The organism is Rathayibacter sp. AY2B9 (genome assembly GCF_002931595.1).
Lineage (GTDB): Bacteria > Actinomycetota > Actinomycetes > Actinomycetales > Microbacteriaceae > Rathayibacter.
This window is the reverse complement of record NZ_PSUB01000002.1, coordinates 73,742-91,494: the sequence shown is the minus strand read 5'-3', so window position 1 is coordinate 91,494 and position 17,753 is coordinate 73,742. Positions and strand designations below refer to the sequence as shown.

The window sequence follows — 17,753 nt, the reverse complement described above, 5'->3', positions numbered from 1 at the left end:
TCACGGCGCCACCGACTCAAGGAGAGAGCATGGCCGCATACGACGTCGTCGTCGAGATCCCCAAGGGGAGCCGCAACAAGTACGAGGTCGACCACGAGACCGGTCGCGTCTACCTCGACCGCGTGCTCTTCACCTCCTTCGTCTACCCGACGGACTACGGGTACTTCGAGAACACCCTCGGCCTCGACGGCGACCCCGTCGACGCGCTGGTGCTGCTCGAGTACCCCGTCTTCCCGGGCGTGGGCGTCTCCGTCCGCCCGGTCGGCGTGCTCAACATGAGCGACGAGGCCGGCTCCGACGCGAAGGTGATCGTGGTCCCCGCGAAGGACCCGCGCTGGCAGCACATCCAGGACATCGGCGACGTCCCGGAGCAGACGAAGAACGAGATCAAGCACTTCTTCGAGCGCTACAAGGACCTCGAGCCCGGCAAGTGGGTCAAGGTCGACGCGTGGGGCGACGCCGCCGAGGCGGAGCAGATCGTCCAGGACGGCATCAAGAAGCTGGCCGAAGAGGGTCACTGACCCCTCGCATCAACGAAGGAACCCCCTCCCGTCGTCTCGACAGGAGGGGGTTCTCTCGTTGTGCGGTGCGGCCGCGGCTCAGGCGGCCGGGCGGCCGACCATGCCGGCGGGCGTGCCCCAGGTGTTCCAGATGCGCACGGGCTTGCCGTAGTCGGCGGCCTCGATGATCTGGTTGTTCCCGAGGTAGATGGCCACGTGGTAGTAGTCTCCGCCGCCGCCCCAGAAGATCAGGTCGCCGCGCTGGCGCTGGCTGTAGGGGACGAGCTTGCCGGCGCCGGCCATAGTGTTGTACTGGTTCGTCGCCGAGTGGGTGCCGATGTAGATGCCCGAGGACGCGTACGAGGCCTTGGTGAGGCCGGAGCAGTCCCACTGGTCCGGGCCCATGCCGCCGAGGACGTACTCCTCGCCGAGCTGAGCCATCGCGTACGAGATCGCGTTCTCGACGGCGCCGCTGGTCGGCACCAGGACCGGAGCGGTCACCGGCTGCGGGAGCGGCTGAGCCGCCGGCTGGGCGACCGGCTGAGCAGCGGGCTGGGCCGGAGCAGGAGCGGGCTGCTGCTGCGCGGGCTGCGGCGCGGCGGGCTGCGGGAGGGACGCGGTCTGACGCGACGGGGCGGCGGTGTCGGCCTGCGCCGAGGACTGCTGCTGGGCGGAGCGGGCGGTGGACTGCGCCTGAGCGGCGGCCTCCGCCTCGGCCTGCGCCTGAGCGGCGGCCTCGTCGGCCTGGCGCTTCTGCTCGCCCGCGAGGTACTGGGTCTCGGCCTCGACCGAGGAGTCCTTCAGCAGCGCGAGCTGGGCGACCAGCTCCTGCGACTTCTCCTCCTGCGTCGAGAGCGACGCGCGGGCCGACTCGGCGGCGGCGTCGGCGTCCTTGCGGGCGGCGTCCGCCTCGTCCGAGAGCGCCTGGTGCTCGGTGACGGCGCGGTCGGCCTGGTCGCCGAGCGACTCCGCGTTCTGCTTGTCGGCGAGGGCGTCGGCGTAGACCTTCTGCGACTGCTCCGAGAGCTGCGACATCGCGCCGAGCTGGTAGAGCAGGTCGCCCGCGTCCTTGCCCTTGGCCACGAGGCTGGCGGAGAGGTCGCCGCCGGCGGCGCGAGAGAGGTGCGCGGCCAGCAGGCCGGCGCGCATCTTCGAGGTCTGGGCCTTGGCGGAGGCGGTGGTCGCCTTCTCCTCGAGGTCGGCGACGGCCTTCGCAGCGGCGTCGAGCGCCTCCTTGGCCTGGCGCCAGGCCTCGGCCTTCTTCATCGCGGTGATCGACTTCTCGTCGACCGCGGTCTGCAGGCTCGCGATGAGGCCGGTGATCGAGTCGATCTCGGCCTGCTTGCTCGCCTCGTCCTTCTTGGCGTTCTGCACGTCGTCCCACGAGGGGTACTTCGCGTCGTCGGCGAGGGCCGGGGTGATGCCGAGGGACGCGGTGACCGCCGTGACCGCGAAGGCGGCGGAGATGACGAGCGGGAGGCGGCCCTTCCAGGCGCGCTCCCGGGGTGCCGGGGTGAAGGTGCGTGCGGTCGTCTGTGCGTCAGCCAAGGGTGACTCCTCGTTGGGCCATGAAAGGTTGGGCGTCGACGGCGGAGCCGTTGACGCGGGTCTCGAAGTGCAGGTGGCAGCCGGTGGACGCGCCGGTCGAGCCGACGGCGGCGATCTGCTCGCCCGCCTGGACCTGCTGGCCGACGCGGACGTAGATCCCGCCGGACATGATGTGGGCGTAGCCGGTGCTGATGCCGCTGCCGTGGTCGATCAGCACCCAGTTGCCGTAGGTGCCGTTGGGGCCCGCGTAGGAGACGGTGCCGCTGTGCGCCGCGAAGATCGGGATGCCGCAGCCGCCCGCGAGGTCGGTGCCGCGATGGTACGAGCCGGAGGATCCTCCGCCGGTCGAGATGCTGTCGCGCGGGCCGAAGGTGCCGGTGATGCGGCCCCCGGCAGGGCGGACCCAGCCGGAGTCGCTGACGGCGCTGGAGCCGCCGCCGCCCGAGGGGGCGACGTACCCGCCGCCACCGCCACCGCTTCCGCCGCTGGACGCGGCCGCGGCTCGGGCGGCCTCGCGGCGCGCGGCCTCGGCCTGGGCGGCGGCCTGACGGGCGGCCTCCTCCTCGGCGAGCTTCCGGAGGCGCTCGGCCTCGCGGGCGGCGACGCCGGCCTCGTACTCGGCCACGGTCTTCGACTCGGTGTCGCGGAGCGCGGCGAGCTGCTGCTCGAGCACGACGCTCTGCTCCTGCTGCTCGGCGAGCGCGGCCTCGGACGCCTCCTGAGCGGCGGTCGCCTCGGCCAGCTTCTGCTCGGCGGCGACGCGGAGGCGCTCGCGCTCCGTCTGCGCGACCTCGGCCTGGTCGGCGAGGGACGACGCGGTGTTGCGGGCGGTGCTGGCCTGCTCGTAGATCGCGGAGGAGCGCTCGACCAGCTTGGTCATGCTCCCGATCTTCGACAGCAGCTGGTCGGCCTGGCCGGCCTTCTGGTCGAGGAAGATGTTGACGGACAGGTCGGTGCCGGTGCTGCGGTAGAGCTGCGCGGCGAGGAGGCCCGCCTGCTGCGAGGCCTTGTCGGCCTCCTCGGCGCTGGCGGCGGCCCGGTCCTCGAGCTTCTTCGACTGGTCCGAGGCCTCGTCGAACGCCTGCTGAGCGGCGAAGTGCTCGTCGCCGCGCTGCTGCGCGAGCTGCTGAGCGGAGGCGACCTCGCTCTGGAGGTCGCCGATCAGGGACGTGATCCGGTCGACCTGAGCGGCCGCGGCGGCGGTGTCGCCCTTCGCCGCCTCGACGTCGGCCCACGACGGGTACTCGACCGCCTGGGCGGGAGTGGCGACGAGCAGGCCGGCGACGAGCGCGACGACGGCGGAGGCCAGGGCAGCACCTCGGAGTCGCCCGAGTCGCGGCGCGCCGGGGAGGCGAGCGGAACGCGGACGGCGCAGGGAGTGGGGCATGGGACCTCGGGGATAGGGGGCCCTCCCTCCGCGGCGGTGCGGCTCCGGCGCGCGGGTGGGGGGAAGAGCGATTCCGCCCCACCCTAACCGCGGCCCTGCCCGATCTCCTAGACCCGGGTCAACCCCGGACGGGGTGCACGTCGCCTGCGGAACCGTCGATTTTGCATCCTGCGCCGCGGCCCTCTATGCTTGCGTGTCGGTAGTCATGGGGGGTCGGCCGCAGGGTCGCCCCGCGAGTCTCCGGCCCCATCGTTTAGTGGCCTAGGACACCGCCCTTTCACGGCGGCAGCACGGGTTCGAATCCCGTTGGGGTCACGGATGGGTCGGTACTACCAGCACCACCAGAAGTACCAGCACCACCGGAAAGTGCGCCGGCTCGAGAGGGTCGGGGCGTGAAAATAGAACAGCCTCGAAGGCAGTATGCTTGTCTTCGCAACGAGGCCCTGTAGCGCAGTTGGTTAGCGTGCCGCCCTGTCACGGCGGAGGTCGCGGGTTCAAGTCCCGTCAGGGTCGCAAAGAGGCCCTTCCGAGAGGAAGGGCCTTTTTCAGGAGATCACCTCTCCAGCGACATCACGTCGCAACGGCTCTGTAGCTCAGTTGGTAGAGCGCACGACTGAAAATCGTGAGGTCACGGGATCGACGCCCGTCGGAGCCACTGGAACCCTCGCCTAGCTTCTACATGGCGGGGGTTTCTTCGTACCCGGAGGTCCCCGCCGCCGCGATCCGCTACGTGCGTCCGTCCTGCCGATCCGGACCGCGCCGAGCAGTGACGGCAGCCCGGATCTCGTCCAGGCGGTCTGCGTAGGCTGGCCCGGCCATGCAACCCGACGCCTTCCCGCCACCCGATCCCGCGACGCTCGCGCCCGACTCCGCTGCGACGACGTCGTGGCCGGCCGAGCCCCTCCCCTCGGTCCACGCGCCCTACTCCTCCCTCCTCTACCTGCCCGATCCTCGGGTCCGCTGGGGCCTGCCGACCGCCGTGCTCACGATCGTCGGGATCGTCCTGCCGCTGGCCGTGCTCATCCTGCTGTTCGGGTTCGGCGTGCTCCCCTACTCCGCCGGACTCGCCTTCGCGGGGGCGCTCGCGAGCTACCTCGTCGCGCTGATCGTCCCGTTCGCGGCGTCTCGGCTGCGCGGGCTGGGCACGATGGCGGCCGACTTCGGGCTGCGGTTCCGCTGGATCGACGTGCCCATCGGGATCGGGCTCGGCATCGCGGTGCGCGTCGTGATCCTGTTCGTGCTCGCCGCGTTCGCTCCGCTCCTCCAGGACGCGCAGGGGAACCTCGACATCGACCCCGACCCGCTGTGGTTCGTGCTGAGCTCGGTCCTCATCCCCGTCGTCGTCGCGCCGCTGGTCGAGGAGGTCCTCTGCCGCGGCGTCGTGATGCGCGCGGTGCGGAACCGGATGCTCCGGGGCTCCGCGGAGTCGGCGCCGCCCACCCGCGGCCGCCGGGTCTGGGCGATGGTGTTCAGCATCCTGGCGTCCACGGCGGTCTTCGCCCTGCTGCACGGGCACCAGATGGTGAACCCGGCGACGATCGTGACGCTCGGCGTGACGACGGTCACCGCGGGACTCGCGCACGGCTGGATCGCGACGATCACCGGGCGGCTCGGAGCGGCGATCGTCTCGCACGCGACGCTGAACGGCTCCGCGGTGCTGCTGCTGGCGCTGCTGCCGCTGCTGACTCCGTAAGGGGGGATCTCGAGACGCCCGCTGCGCGGGCTGCTCGATCGGCAGGAGTCGGAGCGGCCCGATCGGCGGCGTGGGGCGGCCCGTCAGACGTCGTAGGTGCGCGCCCCGGGCAGCGGGCCGCGGACCTGGCGGTGGAGGCGCTCCATGTCGGCGTCGAGGGTGGCAGCGGTGCGGGCCGCGTCGGCGAGGCCGTCGAGGAGCTCCTGCGGGACCTGGCGGTCGTACTTGTAGTAGATCTTGTGCTCCAGGCTCGCCCAGAAGTCCATCGCGATGGTCCGGAACTGCACCTCGACGCAGACGTCGACCGATCCGCCGGAGAGGAACACCGGCACTTCGACGATCGCGTGCAGGCTCTTGTAGCCGTTCTCCTTCGGCTCGGCGATGTAGTCCTTCACCTCGAGCACCGTCACGTCGGACTGCGAGGTGAGCAGGTCGAAGACGCGGTAGACGTCCGAGACGAAGCTGCAGGTGATCCGCACGCCGGCGATGTCGGTGATCGCGTCGGCGATGCCCTCGAAGGTCGTCTCGCAGCCCTTGCGCTCGATCTTCTCGATCAGGCTGTCGGCCGACTTGAGCCGGCTCGTGACGTGCTCGATCGGGTTGTACTCCTGCAACTCGCGGAACTCCTCCTGCAGGATCGACACCTTCGTGACGATCTCGTCCATCCCGAACTTGTACTGGAGCATGAAGCGCGCGAAGTCGTCGCGCAGTGCGCGGATCTCGGCGACGGTGGTGGCGTCGAGCGCCTCGGCGACGGCGTCCGTCAGCGGAGGGACGGCGTGCGCGGGTTCGGGGATGCGGGATTCCACAGTCGGACACCCTACGCGCGGAGTCGTTCGAGACCGGTGGGAGGCACCCGGCCTAGCCTGGGAGCGTGATCACCGAGCCCCGCCCGCTGCGCTTCTGCGCGTTCGTCATGAACACCGCCTCCCACATCCAGCACGGCCTCTGGCGCCACCCCGACGCCCGGCAGCACGAGTTCGACGACGTGCAGCTCTGGATCGACCTCGCCCGGACGCTGGAGCGCGGCCGCTTCGACGCGATGTTCTTCGCCGACGTGGCGGGGCTCTACGGTCCGGCGGACGGCGACTGGGACGTCAACGCCCGCGAGGGGCTGCAGCTGCCCAGCAACGACCCGTCGGTGCTGCTCTCGGCCCTGGCGGTGAGCACCGAGCACCTCGGCTTCGCGTTCACGAGCTCGGTGCTGCAGTCGCATCCGTTCGACTTCGCCCGGAAGGTCTCGACCCTCGACCACCTCTCGAAGGGGCGGATCGCCTGGAACATCGTCACCAGCGCCCTCGACGGCGCGGCCCGCAACTTCGGCTACGACCGGCTCGAGGAGCACGACGAGCGCTACGCCTGGGCGCAGGAGTACCTCGACGTGGTCTACAAGCTGTGGGAGGGCTCGTGGGACGACGGCGCGCTCCTGCGCGACAAGAGCGGCTCCTTCGCCGACCCGGCGCGCATCCACCGCATCGACCACGTCGGGAAGCGCTACCGCGTGCAGGGGCCGCACCTCTCGGCTCCGTCGCCCCAGCGCACGCCCGTGCTCTTCCAGGCCGGCTCCTCCCCCGCGGGCCGGCGCTTCGCCGCGCGGAACGCGGAGGCGCAGTTCGTGTTCTCGGGGTCGCCGGAGAAGACCCGCGAGCTGATCGAGGACACGCGGGCCCTCGCCGCGGCGGCCGGTCGCGGAGCGGGTGCGCCCTCCTTCTACCTGGGCCTCTCCTTCATCACCGGCGACACGGAGGAGGAGGCGCGCCGCGCCGAGCGCGAGATCGACGAGTACCTCTCCTCGGACGCGTTCCTCGTGCACTCGAACCTCGGCTTCGACCCGGCGACGGGCGAGAAGCTCGACCCCGACCTGCCGCTCTCGGCGATCGAGACCTACGCCGGCCAGAGCCACCTGCAGTGGATCCGCGACGCCTCCCCCGACCGCGAGCCGACCGTCCGCGATCTGGCCCGGCTCTCGGCGAAGCTGCGCGGACGGGTCGTCGGCACTCCGGAGCAGATCGCCGACCACCTGGCGGGCTGGCGCGACGCGGGGATCGACGGGATCAACGTCGTCAACTGGATCCTGCCCGGCAGCTACGAGGAGTTCGTCGACAGGGTGATGCCGGTGCTCCAGGAGCGGGGCCTCGCGCAGACCGAGTACGCCGAGGGGACGCTGCGCCGCAAGCTGTTCGGGACGGACGAGCTGCCGGCGACGCACCCGGCGCGGGCGTACCGCGGGGCGTTCGCGGGCTGACCCCCTGCGGGCAGGGCTCTGCGCGTCCGCTGCCCCTGCACGGGCCGCTCGCCCCGCCCCGCGCACTCCGTCGGGCGGGGGACGCGAGGGCGGGTGCGGCTCCGTAGCGTCGAGGGATGATCCAGACCTGGGGAGTCCTGACCGCGCTGTACGGAGTCGTCGTGACGGCGGTCGCGGTGCTCGCGATCGTGCTGCTGGTGCTGCTGTGCCGCCTGGTGCTCGCCGCGCGCGAGAACCTGCAGGCCTCGACGCGGCTGCGCGAGCTGCAGATCGAGCGGATGCTGCTCGAGGACGAGTAGCGGGCCGCGCGTCGCCGGCCGCGACCAGGTCTCCTCGGCGAGGAGCACTCGCGGCCGACGACGCGCGGACCGGTCAGGGCAGAGCGGGTCGCGCCTCCGGGCGGGGCGCCCGCGGGATGAGCAGGCCGAGGGCGACGGCGACCAGCGCTCCGATCGCGCCGATCACGAACGTGGTCTCGAAGCCCTGCGAGCTCGGCAGCTGCACGTCGCCGACCGACACGGTCAGCTGCGCGAGCACGCCCGCGGTCACGGCGGAGGAGAGCGTCGTGCCGAGGGTGCGCATCAGCGAGTTCAGCCCGTTCGCGGCGGCGGTCTCCGAGGCGGGGACGGCGTGCATGATGAGCGTCGGCATCGCGGCGTAGGCGAGGCCCAGCCCGACGCCGATGAGGGCGTTGATCACCAGGATCTGCCACACCTCGCCGCCGAACGGGAGGATCAGCAGGTACGAGACCGCGATCAGCCCGGAGCCGGCGATCAGCACGAGCCGCGGCCCGGACTGCGCCGAGAGGCGGGCGGCGAGCGGGGACGTCGCCATCATCGCCAGGCCCGAGGGCGCGAGCACGAGGCTCGCCACGATCAGGCTCAGGCCGAAGCCGACGCCGGACGCGGTCGGCAGCTCGAGGCGCTGCGGCAGCGTGATCTGGGCGCCGAAGAACGCGAAGCCGACCGCCACCGAGGCGAGGTTGGTGAAGAGGACGGCGGGGCGGGCGGCCACCCGGAGGTCGACGAGCGGGCTCTCCTGCCGCAGCTCGTACCAGCCCCAGAGGAGCAGGACGGCGATGCCGCCGAGGCCGGAGCCCAGGATCGCGGGACTGGTCCAGCCGGAGTCGTTGCCGCGCGAGACGGCGATCAGCACGCCGCTCAGTCCGAGGGCGAGGCCGATCGTGCCGACCACGTCGAAGGTGCCCGGCGAGCGCAGCGTCGACACCGGCACGACCAGGAGGACGAGGACGATGTCGAGGACACCGAGGCCAGCGGACATCCAGAACAGGACGTGCCAGTCGGTGTTCTGCGCGATGAGGGCGCTGAGCGGCAGGCCGAGCGCGCCGCCGATGCCGAGGGTCGCGCTGACCAGGGCGATCGCGCCGGGGAGCCGGTCGCGGTGGAGTGTGTCGCGGAGGATCGAGATGCCGAGCGGGATGACGCCCATCACCGCGCCCTGGAGGGCGCGGCCCACGACCAGCGTCCACACGTCCCCCGCGAAGGCGCACACGATCGAGCCGATCACGAGCACGACCAGCGCGGCCACGGCCATCCGCCGCTTGCCGTAGAGGTCGCCGAGGCGGCCGGAGACCGGGGTGAGGATGCAGGCGCTGAGCAGCGTCGCGGTGATCACCCACGCGGTCTCGGTGCGGTCGGCGCCGAGCAGCGTCGGCAGCTCGGACTGGATCGGCACGACCAGCGTCTGCATGAAGGAGGCGCTCATCCCCGCGAAGGCGAGGACGGCGGTGATGAGGCGCGGGTCCGGCGAGCGGGTCAGGGAGCGTCTGTCGGAGTCGGGCACGGCTGTCCTTCGTGTCGGCGGCGGACGCGCACCCGGACCGCGGCGGCGGGCGGGCCGTCGTCGGCGGGATCGTATCGCTCGGCTCTGCTTTCGACCGGCTCGGGGCTCAACAGCGCGGGCCGCCGCTTTGTTCCCTCCTCCTCCTTCCCGCGCGCGTCGGGCAGGACGAGGATGGGCGGATGATCGACATCGAGAGCTGGATCACCGGCTACGAGAAGGCCTGGGCCACGGACGACGCGGCCGACGTGGCCGCACTGTTCACCGAGGACGCCGAGTACTTCACGGCGCCGCACCGCGACGCGATCACTCCGCGCGACGCGATCGTCGAGTGGTGGCTGGCGGAGGAGGAGCCCGCCGACCCGACGTTCGCGTGGGGCCTGGTCGCGCTGACGGAGGAGACCGCGGTGGTGGAGGCGCGCACCGTCTACCCGGGCGACCGCACCTACCTGAACCTCTGGGTCATCCGCTTCGCCCCCGACGGGCGGGCGCGCTCGTTCACCGAGTGGTACATGGAGGAGCCGGCCGACTCCGTGTCCTGACCCGCAGGGGTCCGCAGGCAGCGGCGAGGAGCCCTCAGCGGCGTCCGGTCAGAGCTGCGCGGCCGTGAAGGTGTCGCAGCTGGTGGCATCGCCCTCGAAGCCGGCCTCGAACCAGCGCTGCCGCTGCTCGGCCGAGCCGTGCGTCCACCCCTCGGGATCGACGGTGCCGGTCGCCTGCTCCTGGATACGGTCGTCGCCGACGGCGGCCGCGGCGCCGAGCGCGTCCTGGTACTCCTGCGCCGTCACCGGCTTGAGGTAGGGCGTGCCGGTCTCGTCGGGCACCGTCGAGGCGTCGCCCACCCAGGCTCCGGCGAAGCAGTCGGCCTGCAGCTCGAGGCGCACCGAGTCCGACTCGGGGCCGGTGCCGGAGCGGTCCGCCGACTCCATCGCGCCGGTCAGGTTCTGGATGTGGTGGCCCCACTCGTGGGCGAGGATGTACATCTGCGCGAGCGATCCGCCCGAGGTGTCGAACCGGGTGCGCAGCTCGTCGAAGAAGTCGGTGTCGAGGTAGATCGTCCGGTCCGGCGGGCAGTAGAACGGGCCGACCGCGGCGGTCGCGCTCCCGCAGCCGGTGGTGGTGCTGTCCTCGAACAGGTCGACGCCGGTCGGGGTCGTGTAGGCGACTCCGAGGGTCGGAGTCTGCTCGCCCCAGTAGCGGTCGAGCGACTCGGCCGCACCCTCGAGGCGGCAGTCGACCTGCGTGTTCGCGTCGGCGCCGCTGTCGCAGGCCACCGCGGTGGAGGTGACGCCCTCCGGCGAGGACCCGCCTCCGCCGAACACCTCGCCGAGGCCCGAGAGGTTCACGCCGAGCAGCTGCGAGAGCAGCGCGAGCACGACCACGCCCACCGCGCCCCCGCCGACGGCGATGCCGGTGGTGCGGCCGCGACGGCGGACCTTGCCGCCGCTGAGCTGGGAGTCGTCGTTGAAGGTCATGCCGACGAAGCTAGCGCTCCGCGGACGGGCTCCGCTCGGGCTTGCGGTCAGCCCCAGCGCGACTCGCTGGCCGAGCGGATGATCTCGAGCAGCGCCTCGCGCAGGGGGCCGTGCTCGAGCGAGCCCGGGAACATGTCGACCTCGAGGCGGTGCGCCCGGCGCCAGGCCTCGCCGCCCACGTCGGTGAGCGCGACGAGCTGCCGGCGGCGGTCCGACGGATCCGTGGTGCGCGAGACGTGGCCCTCGCGCTCGAGGCGCTCGATGGTGCGCGACATGGTCTGCACCTCGACGTGGGCCGCGGCGGCCAGCTCCTTCTGCGCGACGGGACCCGCCTGCAGGAGGTGCAGCACGATCAGGCCGGCGTGGGTGAGGCCGATCTCGGCGAGGGCGCCGTGCCAGGCGTGCTCGACCATCCGGGAGGCGGTGGAGAGCAGCCGGCCGGTGGGCCAGTCCTCCATCCCGGAGGCGTCGTCCGCGCGCATCTGATCAGGGTAGACCCGCTCCCGGGACACGACGGCACCGGGCGCGGGACGCTCAGGCACGGGCGCCCGGGCATCCCGGCCGCGAGGCGCGGACCGCCCCGCGCGTCAGGACGCGAAGCGGTCCGTCGCCTCGATCAGCGCGTCGAGGATCCCCGGCTCGTCGAAGGCGTGGCCCGCGTCGGCGATCATCCGGAAGTCGGCCTCGGGCCAGGCCCGGTGCAGGTCCCAGGCGGTGAAGGCCGGGGTGCACATGTCGTAGCGGCCCTGCACGATGACGGCCGGGATGTCGCGGAGGACACCGGCGTCGCGGATCAGCTGCCCCTCCTCCAGCCAGCCCCTGTGCACGAAGAAATGGTTCTCGATGCGGGCGAAGGCGAGCGCGAAGACGGGATCGGACCAGTCCGCGATCAGCTCCGGCTTCTGCAGGAGGGTGATGGTCGACGCCTCCCAGGTGGTCCAGGCGACACCGGCGGGGCCGTGCACGGCGGGGTCCGCGTCGTGGAGGAGGCGGTAGTACGCCTCGATGAGGCTGCCCCGCTCGCCGGCCGGGACGACGGAGGTGTAGCCCTCCCAGAGGTCCGGGTAGACCGCGGCGGCGCCGCCCTCGTAGAACCACTCGAGCTCGGCGCGGCGGAGGGTGAAGATCCCGCGGAGGACGATCTCGCTGACCCGCTCGGGGTGGGTCTCCGCGTAGGCGAGGGCGAGGGTCGAGCCCCAGGAGCCGCCGAGCACGAGCCAGCGCTCGACGCCGAGGTGCTCGCGGAGGCGCTCGATGTCGGCGACGAGGTACCAGGTGGTGTTGGTCGAGAGGTCGGCCTCCGGCTCGCCGGCGTGCGGGGTGGAGCGGCCGCACATGCGCTGGTCGAACAGCACGATGCGGTACTTCTCGGGGTCGAACAGCCGCCGGTGGGCGGGCGAGGTGCCGGCCCCGGGGCCGCCGTGCAGGAACACGACGGGCTTGCCCTCGGGGTTGCCCGAGACCTCCCAGTAGAGCGAGTGGCCGTCGCCGACGTCGAGCATGCCGGAGTCGTGGGGCTCGATCTCGGGGTACAGAGTGCGCATGGCCCGCACCCTACCGACTGTCAGGGTCGCGGTCCGCGAGGCGGGCGGCCCGGCCCCGGAGTGGGCGGGAGCGCCCGCGTCCACCCGGCGCACCCGCCTCCCGCGGTCGTTACTGTGGATCGGACCTGCACGCCCCCGTCGAAGGAGCCCCCATGCCCACCACTGTGCGCGGCGTCATCGCCCGGTCGAAGGGCGCTCCCGTGGAGCTCGTCGACATCGTCGTCCCCGACCCGGGCCCGGGCGAGGCCGTGGTCGACATCGAGACCTGCGGTGTCTGCCACACCGACTTCCACTACCGCGAGGGCGGGATCAGCGACGACTTCCCCTTCCTCCTCGGTCACGAGGCGGCCGGACGGGTCAGCGCGATCGGAGAGGGAGTCACCCATGTCGCGGTCGGCGACTTCGTGGTCCTCAACTGGCGCGCGGTCTGCGGCGAGTGCCGGGCCTGCACCCGGGCCGAGCCCTGGTACTGCTTCGACACCTTCAACGCGACGCAGCGGATGACCCTGGAGGACGGCACCGAGCTCAGCCCCGCCCTCGGGATCGGCGCCTTCGCCGAGAAGACCCTCGTGCACGCGAAGCAGTGCACGAAGGTCGATCCGGAGGCGGACCCCGCCGCGGTGGGCCTGCTCGGCTGCGGGATCATGGCCGGCCTCGGCGCGGCGATGAACACCGGGAACGTGACGCGCGGCGACTCCGTCGCGGTCATCGGCTGCGGAGGAGTCGGCACGGCCGCCGTGGTCGGCGCCGCTCTCGCGGGCGCCGGCACGGTCATCGCGATCGACCGGGACCCCAAGAAGCTGGTCGCGGCCGAGAAGCTCGGCGCCACGCACGTCATCGACTCCAGCGGCCTCGACGAGGCGGGCGTCGTCGCGGCGGTGCAGGCTCTGACGAACGACTTCGGAGCGGACGTCGTCATCGACGCCGTGGGCCGCCCCGAGACCTGGCGCCAGGCGTTCTACGCCCGCGACCTCGCCGGGACCGTGGTGCTGGTCGGGGTGCCGACTCCCGAGATGACGCTCGAGATCCCCCTGCTCGACGTCTTCGGCCGCGGCGGCTCGCTGAAGTCGAGCTGGTACGGCGACTGCCTGCCGGAGAGGGACTTCCCGATGCTGACCGGCCTCTACCTCCAGGGCCGACTTCCCCTGGACGAGTTCGTGAGCGAGCGGATCGGGATCGAGGACATCGAGGAGGCCTTCGCCACGATGGCCGGCGGCGACGTGCTCCGCTCGGTGGTGGTGCTCTGATGGGCGCGCGGATCGAGCAGCTCGTCACGAGCGGCACCTTCAGCCTCGACGGCGGCACCTGGGACGTCGACAACAACGTCTGGATCGTCGGCGACGACTCCGAGTGCGTCGTCATCGACGCGGCCCACGACGCGGACGCGATCCTCGCGGCCGTCGGCGAGCGCCGGCTCCTCGCCGTACTGCTGACCCACGGGCACGACGACCACCTCGACGCGGTCGAGGGAGTCCGCGCTGCGACCGGCGCTCCGGTGCTGCTCCACGAGGCCGACCGGATGCTGTGGGACGCCGTGCACCCCGGCACGGCCCCGAGCGGCGGTCTGGTCGACGGGCGGATCGTGCCCGTCGCCGGCGTCGAGCTCGAGGTGCGGCACACCCCGGGCCACACCCCCGGCGCCGTCTGCTTCGTCGCCGAGGCGCTCGGCACGGTGTTCACCGGCGACACCCTCTTCCAGGGCGGGCCGGGGGCCACCGGCCGCTCGTACAGCGACTTCCCGACGATCATCGACTCGATCACGGAGCGCCTGCTGACGCTGCCCGCCGAGACGGTGGTCCGGACCGGCCACGGCGACTCGACGACGATCGGGGCGGAGGCGCCGCACCGCGAGGAGTGGATCGCGCGCGGGCACTGACCGGGCGGGGCCGGCGCAGAGGCTGCCGGCCCTCCCGCTTCGGCGTTCTGCTCGCCCGGATGTCCGACGGGTGTGGGAGTTTCGCAACCGATGGTCGTGCTCCCTTGTTACCGTGAACAATCGCCGGTACCGTGCGATGACCACACCGCAGGCGGGATCCCCCGTCCGCCCACCGGTTCGCTGCAGAACCCGAGAGGACACGTCGACGATGACGTCACGACCCCCGGGCGGAGGCAGGCCCTCGCGCCTGCTCGCCGCCACCCTCGCCGCATCCGCGACGATCGCCCTCGCCGCCGGCGCCGCCGTGCCGGTCGCCGTCGCCGCGACAGCGGCGACCACTCCCGCGCAGAGCCTGCTCGCGGACTTCACCTTCGACACCGCCCCGAGCGGAGGCGCCTTCACCGACAGGTCGACCCGCGCCGCCGTGAAGGGCACGCCGACCCTCGTCGCCGGCCGCACCGGGCAGGGCAGCGCCGTCTCGCTGTCGTCCTCGTTCTGGCTCGACCTCACTGCGACCGACGGGCAGCCGCTGCTGAAGGGTCGCGACTCCGTCACTCTGTCGTACGACTCCAAGCCCGCCGCCGCGGACAACGTCGGCTGGTCGGTCTTCGCCGCGCGCTCGGCCGCGACCCAGGACTACGCCCAGGAGAAGTACGTCGGCGTCCTCGACAGGACGAACGGCATCACCGTCGAGCGGTACGCCAACAGCGGCGCCCGCGACTCCTCGGGCAACCTCACCGGCCCGAGCAGCACGGAGTGGAAGCACGTCGATCTCGTGCTGAGCGCCGGCACCGCCCGCCTCTACGTCGACGCGAAGCCCGTCGCCGTCACGACGGCCGGCCCCTCGCTCGCGACGGTCCTCGGATCGACCGGCGGAGTCCTGCAGATCGGCAAGGCCAACTGGGGCGGCGGGGAGTACTTCACCGGACTCCTCGACAATCTGCGCGTCTACGACCGCGCCCTGACCGGGGCCGAGCTGGGCGCGACGAGCAGCACCGTGGCGACCGACCTGCGCGCCGCCCTCGACGTCCCCACGACCGTGCTCGGCGACCTGCCCGCGCAGGTCCTCGGGAACACCGTGACGTGGACCGCCTCCGGCGCCGGCGCCGCGCGCGTCTCCTCCACCGGCGCCGTGAACCTCTCGGGCCTCACCGCTCCCGTCGCCGTCCGCCTCCAGGCAGCCGTCGCCGGGCAGACCTACGCGTGGGACAGCACCCTCGCCGTGCCCGGCGGGCGCATCGCCACCTCCGTCAAGACCGTCACCACGACGAACGGAGTGAAGGACGACCCGCTGGCGTACAACGACGACCGCCGCGCGGACTCGCTCTTCACGGCCGCACTGCCCGCCGGCGCGACCACCTGGGAGCCGCTGAACCGCTCGCAGTCGATCCTCTCCGTCCTCAAGGACGGCGATCAGGCGCAGCGCCCGAACGCCCAGATGGGCTCGCCGCTGCTGTTCCGCTCGAAGGACGGCTCGCTCGGCGCGGTCTCGTCGCAGAACAACGCCACGGACTCCGTCTACCTCTGGAGCTCCGCCGACGGCCGCACGTTCCGCGACCAGCGCGTCCTCCGGGTCGCGCCGGGCTCGGTCGTGACCGACCCGCGGATCGTCTTCGACTCCGCCCTCGGCGTCTACAAGCTGTTCTGGACCGATCTGCTCACCACCGAGGGCCGCGTGACGCTGTTCACGGACCTCGCCTCCGGCACCGCTCCCGGAGCGACCACCCGCGCCGACGCCCGCGTCCCCGGTGTCCAGGGCTCGGGTCTCCCCGCCGGGTTCACCCAGGGCCAGGCCGGCGAGACGGCGCTGACCTCGACCGAGTTCAGCACGTTCTACCGCGAGTACGTCGACCTGAAGAACACCGGTGTGAAGTCGCTCAGCGGCTCCGTCGACTCCGGCGCCGGATCCGCTGCGATCGCCGCAGCGCTCCCGGGGCAGGCCGTGATGGAGTACAACGACGGCTCGACCAAGTCGCTCAACGTCGACTGGCAGGACGATCTGACCACCGCCGTCGACACCTCGCGTCCCGGGACCTACCGGGTCACCGGCTCCGTCCAGCAGGACCCCGAGGCGATGGTCAACGAGGCCCGCGCGGATCCGCACGTCTTCTTCAACGAGGACGACGGCTACTACTACCTCACGGGCTCGCACTACGGTCAGGACTCGCTCGGCCCGATCGAGGAGAGCTCCAGCTACCGCAAGATCGGCCTCAAGCGCTCGAAGACCATCGCCGGTCTCGACTCCGCTCCCGAGCAGATCGTGATCGACCCCGACGCCGGCACGCCCGGTCGCCAGAGCCAGTACCCGAACACCTTCTACGGCTGGGGCGGATACATCTGGGCGCAGGAGTTCCACAAGATCAACGGCACCTGGTGGATCGTCGCCGGCATGAACAAGGGCTACGCGCCTGTGGGCGGCTGGTGCGACAACACCGTCCTGATCCCCTACACCGGGACCGACGCCTCGATCGCCCAGGGCGGATTCCTCGACCAGACGAAGTGGGGCGAGCCGGTCGTCCTCGAGGGCGCGGCCTTCGACGTCAGCTACATCGACCGCCAGGAGAACGGCGCCACCCAGGGCTACTGGGTCCTGCCCAACGGCAACACGCTCTCCCTCGCCAAGGCGACGATGGGGCCCAAGGGCACCGTCCCGCTGGTGACCGGTGCGGTCACCCGCATCTACGGCGAGAGCCAGCCGTGGGAGTCGGGCAAGCGCTCGCCGACCCCGTCCGACACCACCGAGGGCAACGACCAGGGCGTCGTCGAGGCGCCGTTCATCGTGTCCAAGGGAGGACGCATGTACCTCACCTACTCGGGCGGAACGGTCGACAAGTACTACTCGCTCGGCCTGCTCACGGCCGACGCGAGTGCCGACCTCCTCAACCCCGCGACGTGGACGCAGACCGCGTTCCCCGTGCTGGACACCGAGGACACCTACCTGGGCCGCCTCGGCGCGGACGAGACGCAGTACTTCTCGCGCCAGCAGGCCGGCACCGGGCACAACTCGTTCGTCGAGGACGAGTCGGGCAACCTGCTCCTCGCCTACCACGCCCGCCCCTACCCGGACCCGCACACGGCGACCGATCCGCAGAACGCGGGCGGCCTGTTCGATTCGGACCGCAACACCTGGTTCAAGGGCGTGAACATCCGCGCGAGCGGCCGGCTCGACCTCTCGCTCTCGAAGGAGCAGGAGGTGGCCTCGGCCAACCGCACCGTCACGGCGACGATCACCGTGAAGGCGCCGGCTGTGCCCGTCACCGCCACTGCAGCGGCTCGCTGCGTCGCGGGCAAGGTGGTGGTCACGCTGACCACTGTCAACAAGGCCGCGTCGACCGCCGACCTCCGCTGGAACACCCTGTGGGGCGCGAAGACGCAGCAGATCGATGCGGGCCGGACCGCCTCGCTGGCCGTGACCACGCGGGCCGCCTCGGTCGCCGCCGGCACCGTCCAGGGGGTCGCCACCGTCGGCAGCGCCTCCGCTCCCGTGAGCGCCGCCTACCCGGCGCTCCGCTGCGGCTGACCTGACCGGGTCCTCCGACCGACGACGCCCGGCCGCCTCTCACCTGAGGGCGGCCGGGCGTCGTCGTTCCGGTCTGCGGTGATGTGCCGGGCGACCGGGTCGCGACCCTCGATGATCTCGGCGGTGCAGCCGGCATCGCGGGAGAAGACCCACCGGATGACGCGG

General features: G+C 72.0%; 15 protein-coding genes and 3 tRNA genes. 11 read left to right on the top strand and 7 right to left on the bottom strand.

Annotated features, from left to right (window positions below; translation table 11 throughout):
- Positions 1-29: 29 nt before the first annotated feature.
- Positions 30-521, top strand: coding sequence for an inorganic diphosphatase (gene ppa, locus C5C25_RS03075; protein ID WP_068255683.1), 492 nt, complete (start codon positions 30-32; stop codon positions 519-521).
- Between the two features lie 78 nt (positions 522-599).
- On the opposite strand, the gene C5C25_RS03070 is transcribed toward ppa, so the two are convergent.
- Complete coding sequence (locus C5C25_RS03070) at positions 600-2,048, bottom strand: NlpC/P60 family protein (protein ID WP_258069321.1); 1,449 nt, start codon at positions 2,046-2,048, stop codon at positions 600-602.
- The gene (locus C5C25_RS03065) at positions 2,041-3,435 is read right to left on the bottom strand and encodes a peptidoglycan DD-metalloendopeptidase family protein (protein ID WP_104249696.1); all 1,395 of its coding nucleotides are present in this window, start codon (positions 3,433-3,435) and stop codon (positions 2,041-2,043) included. Before C5C25_RS03065 ends, C5C25_RS03070 begins: the two co-directional genes overlap by 8 nt.
- Before the next feature lie 242 nt (positions 3,436-3,677).
- Here C5C25_RS03065 and C5C25_RS03060 point away from each other — a divergent pair.
- The 4 genes from C5C25_RS03060 to C5C25_RS03045 all read left to right on the top strand — a co-directional run bounded on the left by C5C25_RS03060 (position 3,678) and on the right by C5C25_RS03045 (position 5,128).
- Positions 3,678-3,750 (top strand) — tRNA-Glu (locus C5C25_RS03060).
- A gap of 124 nt (positions 3,751-3,874) precedes the next feature.
- Positions 3,875-3,948: transfer RNA gene (locus C5C25_RS03055), tRNA-Asp, on the top strand.
- A 69-nt stretch (positions 3,949-4,017) separates the two neighbouring features.
- Positions 4,018-4,090 (top strand) — tRNA-Phe (locus C5C25_RS03050).
- Positions 4,091-4,252: 162 nt separating this feature from the next.
- Complete coding sequence (locus C5C25_RS03045; RefSeq protein WP_104224403.1) at positions 4,253-5,128, top strand: CPBP family intramembrane glutamic endopeptidase; 876 nt, start codon at positions 4,253-4,255, stop codon at positions 5,126-5,128.
- An 83-nt stretch (positions 5,129-5,211) separates the two neighbouring features.
- Here C5C25_RS03045 and C5C25_RS03040 read toward each other — a convergent pair whose 3' ends face one another.
- A complete protein-coding gene (locus C5C25_RS03040) occupies positions 5,212-5,814 on the bottom strand; it encodes a GTP pyrophosphokinase family protein (RefSeq protein WP_104234325.1) in 603 nt (200 codons plus the stop codon).
- Positions 5,815-6,044: 230 nt separating this feature from the next.
- On the opposite strand from C5C25_RS03040, the gene C5C25_RS03035 reads away from it, so the two are divergent.
- A complete protein-coding gene (locus C5C25_RS03035; protein WP_374953130.1) occupies positions 6,045-7,373 on the top strand; it encodes an NtaA/DmoA family FMN-dependent monooxygenase in 1,329 nt (442 codons plus the stop codon).
- Positions 7,374-7,489: 116 nt separating this feature from the next.
- Positions 7,490-7,672, top strand: a complete 183-nt coding sequence (locus tag C5C25_RS03030) for a hypothetical protein (RefSeq protein WP_104224402.1) — start codon at positions 7,490-7,492, stop codon at positions 7,670-7,672.
- 73 nt (positions 7,673-7,745) lie between these two features.
- On the opposite strand, the gene C5C25_RS03025 is transcribed toward C5C25_RS03030, so the two are convergent.
- Positions 7,746-9,176 (bottom strand): MFS transporter, encoded by a 1,431-nt coding sequence (locus tag C5C25_RS03025; protein WP_258062342.1) that lies wholly within the window; start codon positions 9,174-9,176, stop codon positions 7,746-7,748.
- Between the two features lie 179 nt (positions 9,177-9,355).
- Between C5C25_RS03025 and C5C25_RS03020 the strand changes: the two genes are divergently transcribed.
- Positions 9,356-9,715 (top strand): nuclear transport factor 2 family protein, encoded by a 360-nt coding sequence (locus C5C25_RS03020; RefSeq protein ID WP_104249695.1) that lies wholly within the window; start codon positions 9,356-9,358, stop codon positions 9,713-9,715.
- Positions 9,716-9,763: 48 nt separating this feature from the next.
- On the opposite strand, the gene C5C25_RS03015 is transcribed toward C5C25_RS03020, so the two are convergent.
- The 3 genes from C5C25_RS03015 to pip all read right to left on the bottom strand — a co-directional run bounded on the left by C5C25_RS03015 (position 9,764) and on the right by pip (position 12,192).
- Positions 9,764-10,648, bottom strand: a complete 885-nt coding sequence (locus C5C25_RS03015) for a neutral zinc metallopeptidase (protein ID WP_104249694.1) — start codon at positions 10,646-10,648, stop codon at positions 9,764-9,766.
- A gap of 47 nt (positions 10,649-10,695) precedes the next feature.
- Positions 10,696-11,130, bottom strand: a complete 435-nt coding sequence (locus C5C25_RS03010) for a MarR family winged helix-turn-helix transcriptional regulator (protein WP_104249693.1) — start codon at positions 11,128-11,130, stop codon at positions 10,696-10,698.
- 105 nt (positions 11,131-11,235) lie between these two features.
- Positions 11,236-12,192 carry a prolyl aminopeptidase gene (pip, locus tag C5C25_RS03005; protein ID WP_104226020.1) on the bottom strand — a complete coding sequence of 319 codons (957 nt, stop codon included), beginning with the start codon at positions 12,190-12,192 and terminating at the stop codon, positions 11,236-11,238.
- A 152-nt stretch (positions 12,193-12,344) separates the two neighbouring features.
- Here pip and C5C25_RS03000 point away from each other — a divergent pair, with 152 nt between their 5' ends.
- The 3 genes from C5C25_RS03000 (at position 12,345) to C5C25_RS02990 (ending at position 17,588) form a co-directional block, all read left to right on the top strand.
- The gene (locus C5C25_RS03000; protein WP_104249692.1) at positions 12,345-13,439 is read left to right on the top strand and encodes an S-(hydroxymethyl)mycothiol dehydrogenase; all 1,095 of its coding nucleotides are present in this window, start codon (positions 12,345-12,347) and stop codon (positions 13,437-13,439) included.
- Positions 13,439-14,068, top strand: coding sequence for an MBL fold metallo-hydrolase (locus C5C25_RS02995; RefSeq protein ID WP_104226022.1), 630 nt, complete (start codon positions 13,439-13,441; stop codon positions 14,066-14,068). Before C5C25_RS03000 ends, C5C25_RS02995 begins: the two co-directional genes overlap by 1 nt.
- Positions 14,069-14,276: 208 nt before the next feature.
- Entirely contained in the window at positions 14,277-17,588 is a 3,312-nt protein-coding gene (locus tag C5C25_RS02990) for a family 43 glycosylhydrolase (protein WP_181133620.1), read from the top strand.
- Positions 17,589-17,753: the final 165 nt, after the last annotated feature.